The sequence below is a fragment of the Neopararhizobium haloflavum genome, assembly GCF_002750855.1.
GTDB classification, from domain to species: Bacteria; Pseudomonadota; Alphaproteobacteria; order Rhizobiales; family Rhizobiaceae; genus Georhizobium; species Georhizobium haloflavum.
Genome location: NZ_NWUC01000001.1, coordinates 789059 through 810700, shown reverse-complemented (window position 1 = coordinate 810700; position 21642 = coordinate 789059). Strand labels below are relative to the sequence as shown.

Genomic DNA, 21642 nt, shown 5'->3' with positions numbered 1-21642 from the left:
CACCAGGTTTAGCCGCAGCTATAAATCATTCCGGGAACGAGAACCAGATAGTCCTAACATAGCAATTGCTATATTAATGCGCCTGTGCTCATATATGTCGCCTAAGCTAAGGAAAGGTCCCGTATGTTGCGCTCGTGGTTTAGGTTCGATCCCGGACGACGCCAGTTCTTCGGTGTCGCGGCAGCGGCAGCCGGTGGCTTGGCATGGGCAGCCGGGCGTACAGCCGGTCAGGCACCCGGCCAACCCTCACACGGGCAACACGGCCAGCCGGCTGTTCCGACTGCGAAAGATGCGGCGACGCCGAAGGCGGACCATGAGGTCGCCCATGGCGGGATGATCACGGTCGGAGAGGTCGATAATGATCGAAACGGCTTCGATCCAACGGCCCTGCTCACCGATTGGGAAACCGGTTCGGTCGAGCGCATGGCGGACGGCCGAATGCTCCGGACGTTTGAAGTGGAGGTCGAAGACAAGGAAATCGAGATCGCGCCCGGCGTGTTCTTTCCGGCCTGGACATATAACGGTCGCGTCCCCGGACCGTCACTGCGGGCAAAGGAAGGCGAGCGCCTCCGCATCGTGTTCCGCAACTTCGGTTCGCACCAGCACTCGATGCATTTCCATGGCATCCATGCCGCCCGAATGGACGGCGTTCCCGGAGCGGGCATGGTGGAACCGGGCGGCGAGTTCATCTACGAGTTCGACGCGAAGCCCTTCGGCTGCCACCTCTACCACTGCCACGCCTTTCCTCTGACCCGCCACATGCACAAAGGCATGTACGGAGCCTTCGTCATCGACCCCGATCCAGACCTTCATCCGGAGCACGCGGACGTCGCACGATCCAGGCTGCTCGGTACGCCGGAGAATGCCGAATGGCAGGAAATGATGATGGTGATGAACGGCTTCGACACCAATTTCGACGGGGAGAACGAGTTCTACGCGGCAAACACCATCGCCCATTGCTACGCCAAGAGGCCTATTCGTGTCGCTCGCAACAGGCCGGTCCGGCTCTACCTCGTCAACGTGACCGAGTTCGACCCGATTAACTCGTTCCATCTGCACGCGAACTTCTTCGACTATTTCGATCAGGGAACGACCCTTACGCCGACGCTGAAAACGGTCGATCTGATCATGCAGTGCCAAGCCCAACGCGGCATCCTTGAGTTCCATTTCCGGGAGCACGAGCCGGGCCTTTACATGTTTCATGCCCACCAGTCCGAACTCGCCGAACTCGGTTGGATGGGAATGTTCGACGTCGTGGAGGACGTGGCATGACCGGAATCGAAAACACCGCGAAGATCGCCTGGAGCCGCGGCAAACGCGGCAATTTGATATGGTTGCTGCCTCCCTTCCTGCTTCTCGCCGCCGTCGTAGGATGGTTGTTCGCGACCGACCAGTTCGCCAACCTCTCCCGCGGCGCGCCGCCGGTGGAGAACCTCACCGTCGAGCGCACCATTCTCGACGACCAGGGGATTCGCTTCCTCGTCCGGGCCGGCGGCTCCGAAGCGATGACGATCGCGCAGGTGCAGGTCGACGCCGCCTATTGGCAGTTCGCCCAGGATCCCGCCGGGTCTCTCGAACGCGGAGCGTCGGCGTGGATCAGCATCCCGTATCCCTGGGTACTCGGCGAAAGCCATACCGTCAATTTCGTTACCGACACCGGAGCGACCTTCGAGGAGGTCATCGCCGTCGCGGTGCCGACGCCGAAGGCGACGGCGTCCCAGCTCCGTTCGCAGGCACTGATCGGAGCCGTCGTCGGCATCTTGCCCGTCACCATCGGCCTCATGTTCTATCCCGTTCTGCGCAATGTCGGCCGCGAGGGCATGAATTTCCTGCTCGCGCTGACCGTCGGTCTGTTGGCGTTCCTCTTCGTCGACACACTGGAAGACGCCTTCGAACTCGCCGGAGCCGCAGCGGCAATATTCCAGGGGCCGGTTCTCGTCCTGTCGGCCGCCGCAGTCGGTTTTCTCTGTCTGACCGCAGTCGGTCGCCGCTCCGGAACGCCGAAGGGCACAGCGCTGGCGTTCTACATCGCCCTCGGCATCGGTCTTCACAATCTCGGTGAGGGCCTGGCGATCGGAGCCGCATTCGCGGCCGGCCTTGCAGGGCTCGGCACGTTCCTTGTGGTCGGTTTCGCGGTCCACAACATCACCGAGGGCATCGGCATCGCCGCGCCGATCCTCAAGGTTCGGCCGCCGCTTTCAACCTTCGTGGCCCTCGCGCTTCTGGCCGGCGGTCCGGCCGTGCTCGGCATGTGGATCGGCAGCCTCGCCTTCTCGCCGCAATGGGGCGCGCTGTTCCTGGGCATCGGCGCGGGTGCGATAATGCAAGTGATCGTCGAAGTTTCAGCCTATCTGGTCAGGTCGAACGAGGGCCGGCGATCGGCGCTGCTCTCGCCCGCGGCTCTTGGCGGGTTCTTCGCGGGCCTGGCGTTCATGCTGGCCACGGCCGCGGCGGTGAAAATCTAGATGGCTCCATCTCTTCACGAAGGAGGACGTCGATGTACATCTATATGTGGTGCTGGGCGTGGCCGGCGTCGCGCTGATGTCGTATGCAATCTGGGGTTTTTGAACCTGTCTGTTCCATCTCGTTTGTGGTGACTACGTGACGACGCGTCCTTTGCAAACATGATCACATGATCTCTCCACCCCTCTGGGCTTCCAACGGAACGGTTGGGTTGATCGTATCCGCCGCGTTGCGAGGCGCTCGCGTCCGAAACGAGCAACCGCCGGCGCTCGCGGCACGTCCTCACTCCTTCTTGTCCCTCTCGCGTCGGCTCATATCTTCATGGTAGGCACGCTCCCGCTCCGGCCATGTACTCTTGATGAAGGTGAGGACGGCGCGGATCTCGCCGTCGCTCAGCACCTCTGCGAATCCAGGCATGTCGCTCTCGTAGCCGCCGCCGACCACGGCAGCGGGGCCTTCCTTGATGATCCGAAAAAGGACGCCGTCGGGATGATGCCAAGTATGCCCGGAAGCGCCATGCGGCGGGGCCGGCAGGCGTCCCGAGGGGAGCGGCATCTTCCAGTCCGGCTGGCCTTGGAGTTCGGCGCCATGGCAGGAGGCGCAGTTCCCGGCGTAGATCTGCCGCCCCTCGGCAATGAGTGCGGCCTCGCCTGAGTTCGCTCCGAAAGGCCACGCCCAGGCGAGAACAGCGGCTCCCCCGAGCGCGGCGGCCACGGCGGCGATCACGACGCCTCTCATTTGCGGCCGCTGAAGAAGAGATACTTCACCAGGGCCGCGGCCACGAGGACCAGCACGACGATGAACAGGAGCCATGCCAGCCCCATGCCGAGCATCATCGCGCCCATCCCTTCCATCACTACGCCATCCATCATGGACGGATCCTCCCGAGTTCGGGAATATCAGGCGTGCTATTCGCGCGCATAGACGCCGCCGATCGTGCCCGATTTGGTGATTTCGAGCATCTCGAACGGCCCCTCCTTCGTCCCGCCCATGCCTGGCGAACCCATCGGCATGCCGGGTAGGGTCACGCCGGCGATATCGGGACGTTCGGTCAGCATCTTCTCGACCGTGGCGATCGGGACATGGCCGCTGACGACATATCCGTCGATCATGGAGAGGTGACAGCCCTGGAATTTGTCGGGAATGCCTGCCTCGCGGCCCATCTGCGCGAGGTCGTGGGTGGGCTTCACCGCGACCTCGAAGCCGTTCTCCCGCAGGTAGTCGGCATAGCCTTCGCAGCAGTCGCATTGCGGGTTCTTGTAAAGGGTGACGTCCTTGTCGCCCGCAAGCGCCGGACCGGCGGCCCAGACGAAGGAAACGACGGCGAGAATGTTCAGGATCGTTCGCATTTCGGTTCTCCTTTCAGCGGATGAGGTCGGGCGACGCGGAAGACGCCCATCATTCCGGCGGCCTGGTGTTCGAGGATGTGACAGTGGAACATCCAGTTGCCGGGATTGTCAGCGACGAAGGCGATCTCCACGCGTTCACGCGGCGCCATCAGCACCGTGTCCTGCCATTCGCGATAGCGCGTCGGCTGGCCGTTCCGTGAGATCACCCGGAAGGAATGGCCGTGCAGGTGCATCGGATGGTGCCAGGCGGTGGCATTCGTCATCGCGACCACATGGCTCTTGCCCCGCGTCAGCGTCAGCATCGGATCCATGATATGGCCTTCGGCGGCGACGCCGTTGATGAACCAGATCTTGCCCGAATGCATCATGTCCGTCATTGAGCCCATGCCGCCTGTCATGTTGCCCATGGCGCCGGATGACCCCTCGTCCATGTCGCCCATCTCCTGCATGACCATCGCGCCCATCATGCCGCCGTTGAAAGTGACCTCGTGGCGGATGGCCGATGCGACGTCCGGCTCGGGCAGCGGATTCGCTGCCAGGACGAGTGGCCAGTCCGGGACAGTTTTCCGAAGCGGCTGGTCGTCATAGACGAAATCGACCAAGCGGTACGCCAGCCCTTCGTAGAAACGGTCGACCACAGATGTGCGGTTTCCAGCATCGGCCGTCATGTCCAGGATAATGTCGGCGCGCATGGCGGGTCCGAGCACCACCAGCCCGCCCTCCGGTACATGCGGCTCAACGGGCTGTCCGTCAAACGCGATCACGACGGGGTCAAGGTCCGCGAAATCGAGACCGAAGATGCGGGCGTTGGCGGCGTTGATAAGTCTCAGGCGGATACGTTCGCCCTTCCGCACCGGGAAGTAATCCGGCACGCGGCCGTTGATTGTCACCGTATTGCCGACGCGGCCATTGTGCATCGCGTCGTGGAGATTGCCGAAGTCTTCCCGCATCTCGGCCGTTTCGGTCAGCCGCCAATCAGAAAGCATCCAGGTGACGTCGCGGTCCACCCGGATCGGTTCGGCTTCCTCGACGACCAAGGGTCCGTAGAGGCCGCGCCCGACCTGCTCGAAGCTGCGTTGATGCGGATGGTACCAGAAGGTGCCCGCATCGACGGCCTCGAAAGCGTAGGTGAAGGTCTCGCCAGGCGGGATCGGCGCCTGCGTTAGATGCGGCACGCCGTCCATGGCGTTTGGCACGCGCACGCCGTGCCAGTGCGCCGTGGTTTCCTCGTCGAGCGCGTTCTCGACCACGATCCGCAGGCGTTCTTTTTGGCGGACGCGGATTTCTGGACCGGGAAGGCTTCCATCGTAGCACCAGACCGCCGTGTCGCCATGCGGCTCTGGCGTGATCTGAGCACGGCCGAATCCTGCCCGCAGTCGGAATTCCCGAACGCTTGCAGCGCGAGCATTGGATTCCAAAGTAAACATCGCGCCCGCGGAAACTGCGGTTGCGGATGCGATGAAGGCACGACGCGTCAGCGTCGGGATGCGTAAATTGGACATGGGAGCAACTATCCTGAAATAGCCTTGTGTGACGCGCGACCATAGAGGGCGCATCAATGGCGAGCGGCCACGGGCGGATGCCGTCGCGACCGCTTCAGCTCATGAAGGCAGTTCGGGGAGGATCAGGCTCAGGTGGTCCCGTATGGCCATCCGACGGTTCCGCGGGCGGTGAAGAAACAATGCCCGCAACATGTCGAAGCTCGGCCGCACTAGGCGGGCAGATCGCGACCAGTGTGGTCGCGCAGAACTGGTCGCACATCGATGCCTGAGCTTCGTCGCCGGGACAGTCCTGGCAATCGGCCAAGCCGCCGTCATTCGCGGCGGCCATCGACATCTTCATGGACATGTCGGTGGCAGCGGCCGCATGCGCCGCCGTGCTCGCGACGAAAACCGCGAGAAACACGACTGCCAGTAGGCGGACGAGCTTGGCCATCAAGAAATCGTAGTCCCGCCACTCAATGAAGTCGAGAACCAGATCGTCGCAAGCAGGCTATCGAGAGGTAGTGTACAGGGAGTTCTGCAAATTCGCTGTGAGGGCAGCAATGGCCGAGTGAAAAAGTCGGCCCACTGTTGCGCTTTCAAAACTGGATGAGAGCGGCTGTGCTACCGCGCGCTCCAACGCGTCAGCTTGGGGCCGTGTATGGACGGCTCTCCGTTGGCAAGGGGTTTCTTTCGCTTTTGCAGGTGCTGGTTGGTGCGACCATGTATCCGACCTGTAGGTGCGGCCTTTCATGTGCCGCTGGCCATAATGCCATTCGCGCGTCTCAGGTCCCGATCGTAAGCTCGCACTCGAGGTGCACGGCCCCAGTGGGTTCTCCTGATCCGGCGGTATCAACCGGCTTTGTGCATTAGCTCCTGTCCGCCCTTTCCAACCTCGTCGGCGATCGCTCGCCTTATCTCGTTCTATGTGATGGTCGGCTCCCTGTAGCGCTCGCCACCTGTCATCAATGCCCAGACCATCCGGGCGGTCTTATTGGCGAGTGCCACGGCTGCCACCTTGGTCGTTCGTCGTGCTATGAGTTGCACGAGCCATGGCCGCCTGGTTCCATGTCGCTCGGCATAGCGGATGACCGCCATCGCTCCGACCACGAGCAGCTGTCGCAGGTAGCGATTGCCGGCCTTGGAGATACTGCCGAGCCTCTCCTTGCCGCCGCTCGAGTTCTGCTTGGGAACAAGTCCGATCCAAGCCGAGAGGCATCGCCCCGACTTGAATGCGTGCGGATCGGCAACGGTCGCAACGAACGCACTCGCCAACAGCGGGCCGACGCCCGGGATTTCCATCAACCTGCGACCCAACTCGGTCTCTCGCGCACTCGCCCGGACCCGGCGATCGTTCTCGAGAATCTGTTCCTTCACGACCTTGAGCTGGGCCTCCGGCATGCGCAGGCAAAGCCGTGCGTCAGCCGGTATCCGGGTATCGTTCTCGTCGTTGATGACCACGAGCAGTTGCTCAATTCCATTCCGCCCGATCGGCGCCACGACTCCGAACTCAGACAAGTGGGATCGCAAAGCATTCGATATCTGAGTGCGCTGGCGGTTGAGCATCAACCGGACCCGGTGCAGCATCATCACGCTCTGCTGTTCGGGCGACTTCACCGGCACGAAGCGCATGGCCGGTCGGGTCACGGCCTCGCAGATCGCTTCTGCGTCAGCCGCATCGTTCTTCTGTCGCTTCAGGTAGGGCTTCACATACTGAGCTGGCAGCAGCCGCACATCATGTCCAAGTGCGGTAAGCTCCCGAGCCCAAAAGTGCGAGGAGCTGCAGGCCTCGATCCCGACCAGGCATCGTGGCAGGCCCGCGAAGAAGGCGAGGACACGCCCTCGCGTCAGCTTCCGACGAACCACAACCTCGCCGGCCGCATCCACTGCGTGAACCTGAAACACGGACTTCGCAATATCCAAACCGATCGTCGCAATGATTCCCATCGTAGCACTTCTCCAGCTCTGATCCTGCGACCATACCGCAGGATGGGAGGAGAGCCGTCCACCGCATCAGAAGCGGACTGTCCGATTTTGGGATACCCTGTGACCAAGCAGTCATTCAAATTCATATTGCTTTCTAGGCAAAGACGAAGCACAAAACATGGAAAAACAATGTAAAATCCCTCTGGCTTTCAGATCAACTGCACTAATTCCCTGCAGCATCCTCGAAAAACCTCGAAGGCTTCTCATTTAATCGTGAGCTAGCCCATAATATCCCACATCCTTAGAAAGAACCGGTTCATTCCGGCATACGGTGCCCGCACGTCTGCCAATCGTTCGAATTCCTTGAGGATGCGGATATGGGTGTTCTGCGAGATTTCCGTCTCCAGCATTGCAAGCTTCATAATCGCGAGAAGACTGTAGTGATGATATCGATCCCTTCGTAGCTCTTCACGATTAAGCCCGAGATAACTCTCGGCAGCGGCATAGGCGCGAGCCGATTTGGGATGCCCCCCAGGGCGGACCCACACCTCTGCGTTGCTATCGTCTGCCTCATAGTCAAAAATTGTTGTCGGATCTTCAAGGTAGGGATGTACCAGATTGGCGTCCTCCGCTGCCCATCTTTGTCTGACTACGCCGTCATCGGACAGAGAGCCGTCGATCGCGAGCGCCTCAGACAAAGCTGCAAGATCAGCGAGATTCACGGGTCTGGCCGCGGGCATCACTGGGGCCGGCAAGCGCTGGTTTTCAGGCGTTACGGGAAAGAAGTCCTTTTTGTAGATCTGATTGCAAATTTGGCACGAGAAAAGATAGTTGTCGAAGTCATAAGCTAGCCACCAATAGAGCGACTTTGGTCTAAAATGCTCGACGTCACCATGCGCAACAACGGAAGTCGAGGCTTCACAGTACGCGCATTTCTTCGCACTGTCGGCACGGACCTTGGTTTTGGCTGATTTCCATTTGCCAGAGGCAAATGCGATCGGCTTGCCGCTTTCTATGCTCGTGTAGTAGCGCGCTACCAAATCGAGATGCTTTTCCTTCAGCCTCTCGCCTCGGAAATCATTTGGGAATGCGGAGGCCTGGCGCTTCCGGATCAGCCGTATCATTTCAGCTTGCCGGTCGAGGGCTGAGCCTTCGTTCGGGCCACAGCCTTTACAGCTTTTTGGACCGAGGCCCCCGCACCACTACTTTGCTTTCCCTGCAGTTCCTGGGCGATCCGTTCGAGCAAGAGATTGGTAGGCCTCAGGTAGGCAGGGACACGATCCCGGTCAGGGACGCCTTCCAGCTTCGCCTCCAGCGCTCGAATCTGCCGGGCACGGCCAGCTGTGGTGGAAGCGGGCTTGACGGTCGCAGCCCTCCCCTTCTGGTCACTTACGGGAAGGCCTTTCAGCGCCCTTAGATTTCGGCGAACTTCGGCTACTTGGGGCGAGTCGAGCGTGTCGAGACCGAATATTGGGCTTTGGATCAGTTGACTGAGTGTGAGCTTATTAGGTGCGCCAGCGAATTTCTCGACAATCACTCCGGCGTCCGGCGATGCTCCCCGCTTCAATACAAACAGTTCCTCGGTGCCGGCCTGGTGAACGGTCAGAGGTGAATGTGTTGTCGCGATAATCTGGAACCGTGGCAACGTAGCTCGCAAAAAGGACACAAGCTGCCTTTGCCAGACTGGATGGAGATGCAGATCCAGTTCATCGATCAGCAGTAGCCCTCGGGTGTTGAGTGGGTCCTTGTAATTCTTGAATGTCTCGGTGACGCGGAATAGCAAATCTCCGCACCAAGCGGCCATGGCTTGGTATCCATCACTCAGGAGTTCGAGTGGCAAGGTGCCATCCGGTGTCTTGAACCTCAACCGCCTATGCTCCTTGTCAACGCCGGCAAATTTGACGTCAGGAAGCAGCTTGTTCAGGGCACTGCGAACAAGGTCTAATCCCTTGTCGCCGCGTCGGTAGTCGAGGTCGATCGCCCATTGCTCAAGCGAAACAAGCGCCGAGTTCGAGGAGAACAGGGTCGCGACGTTTTGAGACCGACTAGTTCTGTACGCGGAACTGGTTGGTGCGATGCTTTGACTGTCAAGCGTCACGCGGCGATTCACGCCGTAGCCGACGACAAAGTAGTTTCTCGCTGCGTGCCGAAGTGCGTCATCCAACTCGCGCAAGGTATTCTGATTGTCGGTGAGAAACCGCAACGTGCCGCTCCCACGCACGAATTTCAACTCGACCCGCCGCAGATCATCGTTCGCAGTGGCAAGTACCAACTCGATGCTAGCGCTATCGTGTCCTTCCCGGATCCACCAATCAAGATCGCCCAAGATTTCTGGTAAGGCCTCGCTTCCTGCCAACGCCAATGCGATGGTACGCAGGACAGTGCTCTTGCCCGAGCCATTCTCGCCGAGCAAGAACGTCCATGGACGTGACTTACCAGATTGCTCTTCAAAATGAATCGAGAGCGAACCGATTGAGCGGATGTTGGTCAGTGTCAATCTGCGTAAAAACATTGCTGGATCTTCGTAGCGTCCAGGGATGGCAAAATCGCCGGAAAAGATGGGCCGCGGTTACCTGCAGGTCCAACCTGCTGTTCGTCGCTACTCTATCAGATAATCCGCTGGCATGTTTGGTGAATGATCACCGCCGTTGACGCGATCAGCCACCGATTGATGAATACGCGCGCCGGCCGGAATCTTGCGACGGGCAAACAGGGGAATAGTCAGTCTGCTACCTTTGGAACCGTCCTCGAGCCTACGTCGCCATTGCGGAAGGAACTCCAATACACTCCAACCCCAACTCATCGAATCATGCGGTTTGGCGTGTGGATCGGGAGCTATGTACGGCTTGTCGGGGTTTTGGCCCAAAACGAGCTCGTTGACGGCTTGGGTTCGGTAGAACAGTCCCAGGGGGCGAGTCTGCTCGACCATCCATTCCAGCGCCACTTTGGCCAGACCGCTTTCCGCCTCGGGATAACCGCCACCGACATCACCGTGGACACCGGCAAACCACGCTTCGCGGGCGTCCTGCGGTTTGGCGGCGGTTTTATTGAAGGGGTTGCCCCAATACTCCTGATCTTCCGGCCACAGCTGCGGCCGAAACATCGTACGTCGCTCGTCGATCGCAACGGCGTGGCGCACACTTTCGACGCTCCAGTTGCGCTTGGTATAGGCGTGGGATCGCAAACGGGGTCCATAGCGGCCGTGCTCGATGACGGAAGCGACAGTGTCGAAAAGGCCTAGAAGGCGTATGGGCGGACGATCAGGGGCGAGGATGCGTTCGTAAAGCCTGACTTCACCAAATTTGTCTTCGCCATTCTCTCCGATGCCCTTGTAGGCGCGATAGGCGTAGTCGAGCAGATTCAGATTTCGCTTCTCGATCAGACCGACCGCGTGGATGAACCCTGCCAGCACGCGTGCGGTATAGGCGCCCCTGCTGAAGCCAAACAGGTAGACGTTGTCGCGGGATCCTGTCTCCCCGTCTCCGCTTCGCCCATCATCGTAATTCTCTACCAGAAACCGGTAAGCCTCCTTGACGTTGTGATCGAGGCCCCATCCGGTGGCCAGACCCAGGATCTCGACGGCCTTTCTCCAAAATCGCAGCCATGCGTTCTCGGCTCCAAAGGTCCCCACTCCAGGATCATAATAGACGAGTTGACGACCGCTCTTCTCAAGGGTTCCGTACAGCCGCAGAATATTGCTTCGGTCAGCCGAGATTTCATTCGATGTTCCATCGAGCAGTATGACGATGTTCTTCGGCATGGCCACTCCTGCTCAACAATGAATCGAAAGAGAGCGATATCGTTTCGTCACCGGAAAATCGAGACAGGTGCCGTTCTTACGTGCGGCTTCAGCCACACGCCCAGCGTCAAGGCCTCGTGGCTGTTAAAGAAAGTCTCGAAGTCGAACAGGTGTGGGTCGCCGTTCAGATCTGACAGAACCAACTCGCATTGACCCAACACACCTCCACCCTGAGCCCCGCAATAGCCGGCAATGGCCGAGAACAGATCGACCTCTCGGGTCATCCCGAACCGCTCACGGAATGGTGGGGATTCCACACAGTAACGACAGGGATTGGAGGGATCGAAGCCAGGCTTTCTGCGCGTTGGATGCGGATGACCGGTGACCAGAGCCACCATAGGCCGGCCGGCATGCGCCTGCTCAACGAAGCGCCAAAGCGTTGACGTCATGGTGTTGCCGAACCTCTTACTCAGGCCCCGGACAAGATCGAAATTCGGCGAGGATGACGTTGCCTCGGCGGCAAAGCGATCGCCGAGGAACAGGATACGTCCGGCAGCGTAGTTGGCCTCCGCTTCGATCAACTCGTGGCATACTGGCGTCAACGTATGCTCAGTGTCGCCGAGCATCATATCAGCGTGCCAAGGGATCAGATCGTGCCCGATCTCGTGCGCTTCGTTCCAACGATGTTTGATCGGAGGCAGGTTCTTATCGAGCAAAATCCGCTTCTGATCCGGCAGGTAAAGGGCCTTAAGGCTGAGTGATCGAACGGCATCTCGGAGAAGTGTTGGTCGCAGCAGAACCTGCTTGCCCGCAACCTTCATCCGCGAGAACGTCTCTCGCAACAGGCGGTCGTCAGTCGTGCTGTAGTAGCCTCGGTCGAGCTTGAGGAGTTCACGGACCACGCGCAGATCAAGCGGCGGCTCCAGATTGCCGAGACCCTTCAGGACCTTAGCAACCTGGCCGTCGATATCGACGATCGTGCGATGTCCGAGGTTGACGTTCTTCACTTCACTCGCTTGGGCTCCTGTTCGCTCAGGATGGCAACAAACGCTTCAAGTGCAGAATTCTCCTCGGGCGTCAGCTTATGGACAGCCTCGGAGCGCGCAGCGAATCGAACCGCTTCCTGTCGAAAGTCAGCATCGTTCGCCACGACCAAACCCGCAAGCTGCATGAGACGTCGTTGTGACACCTCGAAAGTCTGCGCAAGCTTGAACACTGTCCGCGGCTCGGGAACGTAATGGACATCATCCTCGATCACCAACAGTTCGCTAGCGTCCAGATCCGCGGTTTGCGCGAGCTCCTCCATTGAGAAACCCCGTCTGCGGCGCATGAGTTTCACAAATTTGCCGAAGGCGATCCGCGTGTCCTCGCCGGCCGCTGAATGCGATGGGGCAGGCCGTTCATCTGGCTTCGGATCAAGCGCGAGAAGACCAGCGCCGATAACGGCGTCACCTTCGCGGCGCGCCCGAGCCATCCACCATTCCTTGCTCCGTCCGAGTTTCATTGTTTGGCTCCTATTCGAGAAACGCGCGAGCCTGCTCGGCAGTCATCTCGAAATATCTGAGGTTCTGATATGCAGAATCCGGTCCTAGGTCGGTCATTCCGATCTTTCGGTAGAAGTCATCGGCCTGTGGCAGCGAATGGAGCCCGAGGCGACCCTTGAAGCCCTCGTCATCACTCAAGGCGACGGCTGCGGTAAGCAGCGCCGTTCCGACACCACGCAATCGAGGCGCCGCGCCGAACTCCGGCCGATTCCATGGAGCGACCTCGAGATAGTCGATATAGACAAGCGGCTTCCGGACCTGATTAGGCTCTCGGCCCGCTTTCGTGAGGTCGACCTGGACGAGCCCCTGCGTCTCACCCTGTGCGACGACGCTGAAGCCCCTAAACGCCAGCAGGCCCTGTACGCGCGCTGTCTTCTGTGCCCAGTTCCAGTGCCAACTTTGCGGCCACTGCGACATAGGTACGCCATTGCGCGCGAGGTCCTGCAATATGCCAAGCAGGGCAGGCTGCCATTTCGTTTGCCAATCATCGATCTGCGCCTGCTCGATCGCATCGCGCAATTCGGCCTCGACGCTATTTCCGGTCGCGACATCGAGAAGGTAGATCGTCGAAACGTCGGCCGTCATAGGAGCATCAGCTCCGCCTTTTCCTTTGTGGCCTCATTTTCGAACAGGAGCTTTTCGCCCTTTTCGACACGCGCCTCGATCGTCTGATAAAGGCGCAGGGCCTGCCGGAGCACGGCGGTCTTGGTGATGTCCTTCCGGAGCGACAAGTCGTCCAGAACCCGCATCTCGGCGTCGGTGAGGTTTAGCGTCATGGTTCGCTTAGCCATCATCTCATCCTCCGTCGTTGAGATCGCATATAGAGAATCCCCTTGAATCTGTCAATGCCGATTAGCCATTTCATTACCCCTTGAATAGCCAAATTTTAGCTATTATATCTCTACAACACGAGTCGGCGCTCTCTGGGTCGACCACCAGGAGCAGGACAATGGGACGGCAGCACGTCGGACATAACGACATCGTCACCTTCGCGCAGGAAAGGGTGAACCTGCCGAAGGACAAAGCTGATGAATACCGAGCCCAGGCGAGGCGCCTGCGCGAGAAGCTGGAAGGCTACCTCGACGAACACCCGGATTTCACGCTGAGAAAGATGATGCTGTCGGGCAGCTTGGCGAAAGGCACTGCGCTACGTTCGCTCAACGATATCGATGTGGCATGCTACATCAGCGGCGCCGATGCGCCGAAGGATATTAAAACGCTGCTCGACTATCTCGCGGAGCGGCTTCGCAAGGCTTTCCCGAATTTCAGCCCGGACCAGGTCCAGCCACAGACCTATTCCGTGACGGTCTCATTCAGGGGGAGCGGACTCGACGTCGATGTGGTGCCAATTCTCTATGAGGGTGATGTGCAGTGGTACGGGAACCTCGTCAGCCAGGATGACGGTTCGTTCCTGAAAACGAGCATTCCCCTTCATCTCGACTTCGCAGCCAAGCGCAAGCGCGCACAGGAAAAACACTTTGCCCAGGTCGTCCGGCTCGCCAAATTCTGGGCGCGTCGCATGAAGCAAGAACGCGACGGCTTCCGCTTCAAGTCCTTCATGATCGAAATGATCCTCGCCAAGCTCTGCGACGATGGTCTCGAATTTTCCGACTATCCGGAAGCTCTCCAGTACTTCTTCACCTACATCGCCCGGACCGACTTTCGACAGCGCATCGTGTTCGGCGACTACTACCCCTTGTCGTCGGTAGGCACATTCACAGACACGGTGCAGATCATCGATCCGGTGAACGCCGTCAACAATGTGGCGCGGCTCTACACCGCGTCAAATGCCGATGCGATCGTCGAGGCAGCCCTCGACGCGGGCGATGCCATCGACGCGGCGCTGGCCGCTCCCAACAAACAGTTGACCGTCGCCTACTGGCAGAAGGTCTTCGGTTCCTCCTTCCAAGTATGAGGTGACCCATGTCCACCAGCTACAGCTACACGGAGAGTGGGACCTTCACCATCACCCATGCACGTCAGATGGCAGCTAAAGTCGCCACCGACCTCAAGCGCATGCAGCGCTTTTACGGCAGTCCCTCTGACACCGAGATTGCGGAATTTGAAGCCGAGGCCACAGAAATGCTGAAAGCTGGCTATCTACAGACCGTCGCCTACGGCTTCAAGCGAAACGGCAATTGGATCGAGCCGACGTTGCGTTACACCGCTCGAGATCTCGCCGGCGCAGCGGCCAATGACGACGATCCTGGTCGTGTGCGACCGGGCGCCAACATTACCGGCGCTTCGTTCTACAGCTACATGACCTACACGTCTGCCTGGTTCCAACTGACCGGGGCCGAGCATGCCGGCTTCGCAGGAAGGCTTCCTTTTTCCCGCGGCGGAGCTCCAGAGCCGGGTATCACCGGCTATCTCGCCAGTGATCGGACCTATTCGTCCGGGGGAATGGCCCTCGACCGCGCCACTGTGAGGAGTTTCTGATGAGCACCAAACCCACTCTCGACGAGCTCTTCGAGCGACGCATCACCTACCCAGACTTCGACCCGCAGACGCGGCTTGCGCGCCTGGTCGGTCTCGACGATCAGAAAAGCCGCCTGGCGAAGATACTGGCTCTTCTCGTCAACCCGGCCGGCCTCGCTGTCTGGGCGCGGCAGCATCATCCCGACGCCAACCTGCTTCTCGACACGGTGCTGCGGCGGCCGCCGCTGGTTGTGCTTGCCGGTGACGTCGGCTCCGGCAAGACCGAACTGGCCGAAACCATTGGCGACGCCGTCGCCCGGCAGGAGCAGATAGACATCACACTTTTGCCTCTCAGCCTTTCGACCCGTGGCCAGGGCCGGGTCGGTGAAATGACGCAGCTCATTTCGGCTGCCTTTGACTACACCGTGGCGGAGGCAACCAAACTCAAATCCGCCTCCGGCAAAGCGCGTGGTGCGATCATCCTGCTTGTTGACGAGGCCGATGCGCTAGCCGAGTCTCGCGAGGCAACGCAAATGCATCATGAGGACAAGGCAGGGGTAAACGCGTTCATTCGCGGCATCGACCGTCTTGCAAATGCGAAGCTGCCAGCAGCATTATTGATGTGCACAAACCGCATCAGCGCGCTCGACCCGGCAGTGCGCCGCCGCGCTGCTGACGTGTTGAGCTTTGAGCGTCCCGCCGACGAGCAGCGTCGCTTCGTTCTTGCAAGCAGGCTGGAGCCGATCGGCGTCAGTCGCCAGCATATCGAGGCGGTGGTCGCGGCAACTGGGCCGCAGCGCGGGCACCGCGATTACGGCTTCACGTTTTCGGACCTCACACAGAGGCTGCTTCCCGCGATCGTGCTCGATGCCTATCCGTCAAAGCCCATCGATGGCGCCCGCGCTGTCGATATCGCCAGGGCTATGGTTCCGACGCCGCCCTTCCGGGATGGCGCAATCACGGCGTGAGGTGGAACGATGACGCAGGCTGTGACTGTCCGGCGCGACGGCGATACGTTCCAGGCGCGCCTCTTTTGGTGGCACGCCGCTCGCCTTCTGGACCCGGAAAGCCCGGTCGTGCGGGTCGGATTCGAATGCGGGCCGAAAAGCTTTGATGACATCTGGGTCGAATACGACCCCATGCGAGGTGCTTCAGACCAGTATGGCGATCCGTTGCTGCGCGAGCACATGCAGTGCAAGTGGCATGTGACGCCCGACAATTACGGCTATTCGCACCTTATAGATCCGGAATTCATCAACGCCAACGCTCGCTCCCTGCTGCAGCGGGCGCGTGAGGCCCAGCTCGCCTACGCTCCAGCCGGCAGTGGTGTACGCTTCAAGCTGGTAACCAACTGGCGTCTCGATCGTGCTGACCCGTTACGCCAAATGGTGGGTATGCGTTCCGGCGCTATGCGGCTCGAGCGCCTCTATGGCTCGGTCACAGACAACAGCAAGGCGGGTTCCGTGCGCAAGGCGTGGCGGGAGCATCTCGGAATCGACGAAGAGGAGCTCCGCATTCTCGCGCGCACACTTGCATTCGGAGAAGCGACCGATACGCTGGATGCCCTGCGCGATCAGCTCGACATCTTGTTCGGCCTCGTCGGCCTGCGTCGTATTTCGGCGAATCAGAGCGCCTTCCCCTACGACGATGTCATTTTCCAATGGATGGCGCAGGGGCGACTTCAATTCGACCGCTCCAGTTTTCGTGCCGTCTGCGCCCGCGAGGACCTCCTCGGATCGGCCCGAGGCGGGCCGAAGGTCTATGGAGTCAGATCCTTCGAACATGCTTTCGATCGGCTCGAGGAACGATGTCACGTCGTCCTGGACTTCGTGCCTTCGTTCGACGAGCGCTATATCCGCAGCGACGCGGATTGGGAGGCGAAGCTCTATCCTGAGCTCAAGGCATTTCTCCTCGCGGCGGCGAAAGATCAGCCGCGCCTCCTGCTCGCCCTCGACGCGCATGTGACGCTCGCTTTCGCGGCGGGATCCGTCATCAACATTAAATCCGGCCGCCAGGTGGAACTCGAGCAGCGTGGCACCGGACAGATGATATGGTCGGCTGACGACACGATCTCCGATCCAACCTGGCCGTCGCTCGTTTCCGAGACGATCGAACTGCAGCCGGGCGAGCCGGATCTGGCCGTGGCGATAGGCCTGACGCATGACGTATCAGCCGATGTCCGCCGCCATTGCGAGGCGGCTCTCCCAACGGTCGGCCGGCTTTTGGTCCTCAAACCGAGTACCGGACCCGGCGCCCAATCGGTGATGTGTGGGCGACATGCGTTCGAGCTGGCAGACTCGGCTAGCAATGAGCTGCGAAGCGCGAAGGCTGGCGGCGGTGGGCGGGCTCATCTTTTCATCGCGGCGCCTAATGCCTTCACCTTCTTTCTCGGTCAGCGCCATACGGCGCTCGGGCCGGTCCGGCTTTACGAGTTCGATTTCGACGGGGTGCGTGGACGGTCCTATACTGCGGCCCTCACTCTACCTCTGCCGAAGACACTTTCATAAGCCACCACATATTGTTATCAGCCTGATCCGCCGGACTTATTGCACGTCCAAGACGATCGATAAGTCGCACAGCAGTCCTTTAGAGAGCTGTAGAGCCTTGAGTATGCGCTCGACAGCGTCTGTTTTGGCGAACGAAATTGGTCGCCTGAATAACTGAAATGGGGGCGCAAAGCAGACCACATCGGGCAGACCCGCCGGTCCGCCCGTCGAATGCGCGCCGAAATCCAGCATGACGCTCGCCGAGACATAACCCGATTCGGTGGCGGTCGCCTCATAGTCGATGAAGAGCCGCTTCCCGTCGATCGTCACGGCCAAGCATTCGGCAGCCAGTGTATCTGCGACGGTTGCACGATATTCCCGACCCATTCCGGCAGCCGTCGACCGACATCGTCGGATCAGCGTTTCCTCGCTTCGGGTTCTCGGCAGGGCTTCAGAATCTGTCAGCCGAGTCATCGGCTTTTCTTTCTTTCAGAAGTATATGCGGATTTTTGACGTTCTTTTTGAGTAAGCCATCTGAAGGCACTCATCAGACCCATTCGGCGCGGAGATCCCCGCAACGTTTTTCATAGAGTGAGAGTGCGGGCGGGACTTCCGTGACGGGTTGAGGACTGGAGAAGAGGTCTCCGGCGCCCGTCGCGGAGAACTGCGATGTCCAGGAAAAATCACAATGCGCGCGCCAGCTCCGGCCGGACGAACTTGTACACCGAGATCACTGACCAGATCATTGCCGAGCTGGAAGCCGGCTGCGCGCCTTGGGTCCAGCCGTGGGGATCGGCCTCGGTCAAGGCACCGCTCGCCATGCCAAAAAATGCCGCGACCGGACGGCACTATTCAGGGATCAATGTGCTAATCCTTTGGGGCTCGGTGATCCAGCATGGTTTCCCCGGCCAGAACTGGCTCACCTTTCGCCAGGCGCTGTCGCTGGGCGGCAGTGTCCGCAAAAGCGAACGCGGCACCACCGTCGTCTATGCCGACCGCTTCACGCCAGAAGACGAAAAACGCCGCGCGGGCGAGACCGGAGAGGACGCCGCCGCGATCCCGTTCCTCAAGCGCTTCACCGTCTTCAACACGGCGCAATGCGACGGTCTGCCGGAGGACATCACCGCCATTGTCCCGCCCCCTCCTCCCGGCCTGATCGAGCCGCGCGTCGAGGCCCTGATCCAGGCGACGGGCATCGACTTCCGCATCGGCGGCGATCGCGCCTCCTATGTCCCGGCGCACGACTATGTGCAGGTTCCACCGCCCCAGGCCTATTTCGAGCCGATCGACTGGCACCGCACCGCCCTGCACGAGCTGGGGCACGCCACCGGTCATGCCTCCCGGCTCGGCCGCGACCTGACCGGCGGTTTTGGCACAAAGAAATACGCATTCGAGGAACTCGTGGCCGAGATCAACGCGGCCTTCTGCTGCGCTTCGCTCGGTATCGCGCCCACGGTGCGGCATGCGGACTATATCGGCTCCTGGCTGGAGGTGCTGCGTGAGGACAATCGCGCCATCGTCCGCGCCGCCTCCCAGGCCAGCAAGGCGGCCGATTGGCTGCTCGGTTTTCTGCCTGACTCCGATCTCGGTCGTGGCATCGACATGACCGACAACGAACGGCAGGCGGCATGATCCTCCCAAAAACCGAAAACGTAGGGTTTCTGGCTTCACGCCTTTCCGCCTCCGTGGCGCTGCCCTCTTAGAGTGAGAGGGCGGCGCTTCGCTTCGTGACGGGTCAGGGTCGAGAGAGAGTCTCTTGGCGCCCGTCGCGGAGTCAAGGTCATGGCAACTGCCGTTCAAAAGATCACCCTGTCGTCAGCGCGCGACATCCCCTTCAACAAGCTGGTGCTGAGCCAGTCCAACGTCCGGCGGGTCAAGGCCGGCGTGTCAATCGAGGAGATGGCCGAATCCATCACCCGGCGCGGCCTCATCCAGAGCCTGCATATCCGCCCGGTCCTCGATGCCGACGGCGCCGAGACCGGCATGTTCGAGGTACCCGCCGGCGGTCGCCGCTATCGCGCGCTCGAACTGCTCGTGAAGCAGAAGCGTTTGGGCAAGACCGCTATGGTTCCCTGCGTCGTGGGAGATGCTGCGAGCGACATCCTGATTGATGAGGTGTCGCTGGCAGAGAACGTGGAACGCGCGCCGCTCCATCCGCTCGACCAGTTCCGCGCTTTTCAGGCCATGTACGACAAGGGCATGACCGAGGAGGCCATCGCCGCCGCCTTCTTCGTCAGCACCACCGTGGTAAAGCAGCGCCTGCGTCTCGCTTCCGTCTCGCCGGCGCTGCTAGAGATCTATGCCGACGACGGCATGACGCTTGAACAGCTCATGGCCTTCACTGTTGGCCCCGACCATGCCCGTCAGGAACAGGTCTGGGAAGCGATCAGGGATAGCTGGCAGAAGGAACCCTACCAGATCCGGCGTATGCTGACCGAGACCACAGTCCGCGCTTCCGACAAGCGGGCCGTCTTCGTCGGCATCGAGACCTACGAGGCAGCCGGCGGCATCGTGCTGCGCGACCTGTTCCAGTCCGACGATGGCGGCTGGTTACAGGATCCCGCCCTGCTCGACCGCATGTTGGCTGAGAAGCTGAAGACCGTCGCCGACCAGGTCGCCGAGGAAGGCTGGAAGTGGATCGAGGTCGCCGTGAGCTTCCCGTATGGCCACAACCATGGCCTTCGTGAACTCAGCGGGACGACGGTCGATATGACCGACGATGAACGCGCGAGCCACGAGGCTTTGCGCGAGGAATACGACCGGATCGAATCCGAATATGCGCAAGCCGAAGAGTTGCCCGACGAGATCGACCAGCGCCTCGGCGAAATCGAGCACGCCCTCGAAGCCTTCGATACGCGCCCGGTCAGCTACAACCCGGCCGAGATCGCCATCGCCGGCGTCTTCGTCAGCATCGACGCAGACGGCTCGCTATCGATCGACCGTGGCCATGTTCGCGCAGAGGACGAGAACGCAGCCGAAACGGACGCCGAGGCGTCCGAGGGCGATGAGGCCGATGTGCCGGTCGTCCAGCGTGCGGTCATCACCATCGGCGGCAAACCCGCAGAGCCGGAGGACGACGAGGATGACGGCATCAAGCCGCTGCCCGAACGTCTCGTCATCGAGCTGACCGCCCATCGCACCCTGGCGCTGCGCAATGCGCTGGCGGAAAATCCACACGTCGCCATGACGATGCTACTTCACAAGCTCGTCAGCGACACCTTCCGGCATACCGCCCCGACCGGCTGCCTCGAGGCCAATGTCCGCCACACCTACTTCTCGGCCCAGTCCGAGGAGTTGAAGGACAGCCCCTCCGCGCAGGCGGTCAACGATCGTCACCAACGCTGGGGCGATCATGTCCCTGCTGACGATCAGGCGCTCTGGGATTGGCTGACAGATCTCGATGACGGCACGCGCATGGACCTGTTGGCCCTTTGCGTCAGCTACGGCGTCAACGCGTTGTTCGAGCGGCCGAATCCGTATTCCGGTTCGGGCGTCAGCCATCACGGTCTCGACGTGCGCCTGGCGCAGGCCGATCGTCTCGCGCGGGCGACCGGGCTCGACATGGTATCGGCAGGCTGGAAGCCCACGGTCGGCAACTATCTCGGCCGCGTGACCAAGCCCCGCATTCTCGAAGCCGTCCGTGAGGGTGCTGGCGAGCGTGCCGCCCAGCTCATCGATCACCTGAAGAAGGGCGACATGGCCAAGGAAGCCGAGCGCCTCCTGGCGGAAACCGGCTGGCTCCCCGAACCGCTGCGTCTGGCGTCGCTTGATGGGGATCAGCCCATCACGAATGACCAGACCGACGCTGGCGAAGACGCCACCCTGCCGGACTTCCTCACCGAAGACGATGACGATGCCGACCGGGACGAACACGCCCTTGTCGCTGCCGAGTGACGAACGTGGCGGAGAGCGGTTTCGGCTGTTCTCCGCACCTTTCCACGGAGATCATCATGACCATCCATCAACATTCCGCCGGTCGGCGCGTCGTGTTCCAATACCTCGTCCCCATTCACGTCGAGGTGGAGGATCATCGCGTGACCTGTGTCACCGTGATCGACGAGACGCCCGTGCGCGATCCTACCGTCGTCGAAGGCGACGCGGATTATCTCGCCGCAGCCGTTGCCGCAGCCGACGATGGTCAGCCCTGGCCATCGTGGCGGTTTGGCTATTGATCCGACCGATTCCTTCTATCCACCGCAAGCCCGGCCCCGCGCCGGGCTTTTCGTTTTCAGGAGC

23 protein-coding genes are annotated in these 21642 nt (G+C 60.6%); 9 read left to right on the top strand and 14 right to left on the bottom strand.

Translation table 11 applies throughout. The features are described 5' to 3' along the window. Window positions 1-123: 123 nt before the first annotated feature. The gene (locus tag CN673_RS04190; RefSeq protein ID WP_099864921.1) at window positions 124-1272 is read left to right on the top strand and encodes a multicopper oxidase domain-containing protein; all 1149 of its coding nucleotides are present in this window, start codon (window positions 124-126) and stop codon (window positions 1270-1272) included. Then, window positions 1269-2465 (top strand): ZIP family metal transporter, encoded by a 1197-nt coding sequence (locus tag CN673_RS04185; RefSeq protein WP_099864920.1) that lies wholly within the window; start codon window positions 1269-1271, stop codon window positions 2463-2465. Before CN673_RS04190 ends, CN673_RS04185 begins: the two co-directional genes overlap by 4 nt. A gap of 280 nt (window positions 2466-2745) precedes the next feature. On the opposite strand, the gene CN673_RS04180 is transcribed toward CN673_RS04185, so the two are convergent. The 13 genes from CN673_RS04180 to CN673_RS04125 all read right to left on the bottom strand — a co-directional run bounded on the left by CN673_RS04180 (window position 2746) and on the right by CN673_RS04125 (window position 13296). Continuing rightward, window positions 2746-3201, bottom strand: a complete 456-nt coding sequence (locus CN673_RS04180) for a c-type cytochrome (RefSeq protein ID WP_099864919.1) — start codon at window positions 3199-3201, stop codon at window positions 2746-2748. Further along, a complete protein-coding gene (locus tag CN673_RS21065) occupies window positions 3198-3335 on the bottom strand; it encodes a hypothetical protein (RefSeq protein WP_198585892.1) in 138 nt (45 codons plus the stop codon). Before CN673_RS21065 ends, CN673_RS04180 begins: the two co-directional genes overlap by 4 nt. Window positions 3336-3371: 36 nt before the next feature. After that, the gene (locus tag CN673_RS04175) at window positions 3372-3812 is read right to left on the bottom strand and encodes a DUF411 domain-containing protein (protein WP_099864918.1); all 441 of its coding nucleotides are present in this window, start codon (window positions 3810-3812) and stop codon (window positions 3372-3374) included. Next, on the bottom strand, window positions 3797-5314 hold the full coding sequence (locus CN673_RS04170; RefSeq protein WP_099864917.1) for a multicopper oxidase family protein: 1518 nt from the start codon (window positions 5312-5314) through the stop codon (window positions 3797-3799). Before CN673_RS04170 ends, CN673_RS04175 begins: the two co-directional genes overlap by 16 nt. Before the next feature lie 94 nt (window positions 5315-5408). Next, window positions 5409-5747, bottom strand: a complete 339-nt coding sequence (locus CN673_RS04165; protein WP_099864916.1) for a hypothetical protein — start codon at window positions 5745-5747, stop codon at window positions 5409-5411. 470 nt (window positions 5748-6217) lie between these two features. Beyond that, a complete protein-coding gene (locus CN673_RS04160) occupies window positions 6218-7240 on the bottom strand; it encodes an IS110 family RNA-guided transposase (protein WP_099864915.1) in 1023 nt (340 codons plus the stop codon). A gap of 257 nt (window positions 7241-7497) precedes the next feature. Then, a complete protein-coding gene (locus CN673_RS04155; RefSeq protein WP_099864914.1) occupies window positions 7498-8343 on the bottom strand; it encodes an HNH endonuclease family protein in 846 nt (281 codons plus the stop codon). Further along, window positions 8340-9731, bottom strand: coding sequence for an AAA family ATPase (locus tag CN673_RS04150; RefSeq protein ID WP_099864913.1), 1392 nt, complete (start codon window positions 9729-9731; stop codon window positions 8340-8342). Before CN673_RS04150 ends, CN673_RS04155 begins: the two co-directional genes overlap by 4 nt. A gap of 87 nt (window positions 9732-9818) precedes the next feature. After that, complete coding sequence (locus tag CN673_RS04145; protein WP_099864912.1) at window positions 9819-10979, bottom strand: T6SS phospholipase effector Tle1-like catalytic domain-containing protein; 1161 nt, start codon at window positions 10977-10979, stop codon at window positions 9819-9821. A 47-nt stretch (window positions 10980-11026) separates the two neighbouring features. Beyond that, a complete protein-coding gene (locus CN673_RS04140) occupies window positions 11027-11965 on the bottom strand; it encodes an ImmA/IrrE family metallo-endopeptidase (RefSeq protein WP_099864911.1) in 939 nt (312 codons plus the stop codon). Next, window positions 11962-12432: a helix-turn-helix domain-containing protein gene (locus CN673_RS04135; RefSeq protein WP_099865073.1), complete on the bottom strand. Its 471-nt coding sequence runs from the start codon at window positions 12430-12432 to the stop codon at window positions 11962-11964. The genes CN673_RS04140 and CN673_RS04135 overlap by 4 nt, the downstream gene beginning before the upstream one ends. A 40-nt stretch (window positions 12433-12472) precedes the next feature. After that, complete coding sequence (locus CN673_RS04130) at window positions 12473-13087, bottom strand: GNAT family protein (protein WP_099864910.1); 615 nt, start codon at window positions 13085-13087, stop codon at window positions 12473-12475. Continuing rightward, window positions 13084-13296, bottom strand: coding sequence for a transcriptional regulator (locus tag CN673_RS04125; RefSeq protein ID WP_099864909.1), 213 nt, complete (start codon window positions 13294-13296; stop codon window positions 13084-13086). The genes CN673_RS04130 and CN673_RS04125 overlap by 4 nt, the downstream gene beginning before the upstream one ends. 155 nt (window positions 13297-13451) lie before the next feature. Here CN673_RS04125 and CN673_RS04120 point away from each other — a divergent pair, with 155 nt between their 5' ends. Genes CN673_RS04120 through CN673_RS04105 form a run of 4 tightly spaced genes read left to right on the top strand, consistent with a single transcriptional unit; the run spans window position 13452 to window position 17427 of the window. Beyond that, window positions 13452-14417 (top strand): CBASS oligonucleotide cyclase, encoded by a 966-nt coding sequence (locus CN673_RS04120; RefSeq protein WP_099864908.1) that lies wholly within the window; start codon window positions 13452-13454, stop codon window positions 14415-14417. An 8-nt stretch (window positions 14418-14425) separates the two neighbouring features. After that, window positions 14426-14941 (top strand): HORMA-1 domain-containing protein, encoded by a 516-nt coding sequence (locus tag CN673_RS04115; protein WP_099864907.1) that lies wholly within the window; start codon window positions 14426-14428, stop codon window positions 14939-14941. Next, complete coding sequence (locus CN673_RS04110; RefSeq protein WP_099864906.1) at window positions 14941-15888, top strand: AAA family ATPase; 948 nt, start codon at window positions 14941-14943, stop codon at window positions 15886-15888. The genes CN673_RS04115 and CN673_RS04110 overlap by 1 nt, the downstream gene beginning before the upstream one ends. A gap of 9 nt (window positions 15889-15897) precedes the next feature. Further along, a complete protein-coding gene (locus tag CN673_RS04105; RefSeq protein WP_099864905.1) occupies window positions 15898-17427 on the top strand; it encodes an SAVED domain-containing protein in 1530 nt (509 codons plus the stop codon). Between the two features lie 36 nt (window positions 17428-17463). Here CN673_RS04105 and CN673_RS04100 read toward each other — a convergent pair whose 3' ends face one another. Further along, window positions 17464-17880: a hypothetical protein gene (locus CN673_RS04100; protein WP_157928797.1), complete on the bottom strand. Its 417-nt coding sequence runs from the start codon at window positions 17878-17880 to the stop codon at window positions 17464-17466. Between the two features lie 195 nt (window positions 17881-18075). On the opposite strand from CN673_RS04100, the gene CN673_RS04095 reads away from it, so the two are divergent. From CN673_RS04095 to CN673_RS04085, 3 genes are all read left to right on the top strand, one after another. Beyond that, window positions 18076-19038 (top strand): ArdC family protein, encoded by a 963-nt coding sequence (locus CN673_RS04095; protein WP_099864903.1) that lies wholly within the window; start codon window positions 18076-18078, stop codon window positions 19036-19038. A 150-nt stretch (window positions 19039-19188) separates the two neighbouring features. Then, window positions 19189-21300: a ParB/RepB/Spo0J family partition protein gene (locus CN673_RS04090; protein ID WP_099864902.1), complete on the top strand. Its 2112-nt coding sequence runs from the start codon at window positions 19189-19191 to the stop codon at window positions 21298-21300. 56 nt (window positions 21301-21356) lie between these two features. Further along, complete coding sequence (locus CN673_RS04085) at window positions 21357-21578, top strand: hypothetical protein (RefSeq protein WP_099865072.1); 222 nt, start codon at window positions 21357-21359, stop codon at window positions 21576-21578. The last annotated feature ends 64 nt before the right edge of the window (window positions 21579-21642 follow it).